This is a genomic window from Paracoccus acridae (genome assembly GCF_014642735.1).
Classification (GTDB): domain Bacteria; phylum Pseudomonadota; class Alphaproteobacteria; order Rhodobacterales; family Rhodobacteraceae; genus Paracoccus; species Paracoccus acridae.
The window spans coordinates 1-1,003 of the sequence record NZ_BMIV01000077.1; the positions used below are offsets into that span (position 1 = coordinate 1).

General features: G+C 62.5%; 2 protein-coding genes. Both read right to left on the bottom strand.

Going from position 1 to position 1,003, the window contains the following annotated elements; all coding sequences use genetic code 11:
• A partial coding sequence (locus IEX25_RS19815) for an IS66 family transposase (protein WP_188717441.1) occupies positions 1–811 on the bottom strand: 811 nt, incomplete at its 3' end.
• Between the two features lie 62 nt (positions 812–873).
• On the bottom strand, positions 874–1,003 hold a 130-nt coding region (gene tnpB / locus IEX25_RS19820; RefSeq protein WP_188717444.1), incomplete at its 5' end, for an IS66 family insertion sequence element accessory protein TnpB.

Sequence of the window (1,003 nt, forward strand, 5' to 3'; positions counted from 1 at the left end):
TGCTGCGATCGAGAACCCGGATGGGCGTGTCATCGGCATGGAGCAGATCGCTGGCCATGATCTCTGCCTCGATCCTTTCGATCAGCGGCGCCAGGGCTTTCATCGCCCCGCCGCACCAGTCCACGAGCGTCGTGTCGGCGATATCGGCGCCCATCCGGGCAAAGATCTCGTTCTGCCTGTAGAGCGGCACATGATCGTCGAACTTCGAGACCAGGACATAGGCGAGCAGGTTCGGTCCCGCCATGCTTCGCGGGATCGGCCGGCTGGGTGCCGGGACCTGGACGATCTTCTCGCAGCGCCGGCAGGACTTCTTGATGCGCGCGATCTCGATGACCTTCAACTGCGCGGCAATCATGTCGATCAGTTCGCTGACATCCTCACCGATCACCCGCAGATCGCCACCGCAATCGGGGCAATTCTCGCCGGGATCATACGTGCGCCGTTCGCGCGGCGTGTCCTTCGAGACCTTCGGGCGGCGGCGTTTGGTTTCCTGGGGTTCAGCCGGTTCCGGGGCCTGTGCTTCCGTGTCCGGCCCCTCCTCGGCAGCGGGCGACGGGTCATTGGCCTCGGCCAGAGCCAGCTGCAGGTCTTCCAGCGCCAGTTCCAGCTGCTCGATCTCGCGTTCGATCTTTTCCGAACTGGCTCCGAACTTCTGCTTTTGCAATTTGGCAATCCGGACGCGCAGCGCCTGAACCAGCAGGTCATGGGCGCGCAAGCTCGCCGACATCTTCTGATTTTCTGCCTGCAACGCGGCAATGATCGCCTTCAAGGCGGCAGGATCATTGGGCAGTGGCGTGATCGTTCCGGACATGGCGATGGATACCATATCCTCATCTCGAACGCTACAAAAACACGCAATTACAGGAAGATAAATCAGCCGACCCGGGCCGGTGGCGCACCCCAGTCCGGCCGCCTCCAGTCAATTCCCTCCCACAGCATGGCCATCTGCGCCGATGTCAGACGTGCAGTCCCGTCCTTGCTGCTCGGCCAGGGAAAGCGCCCG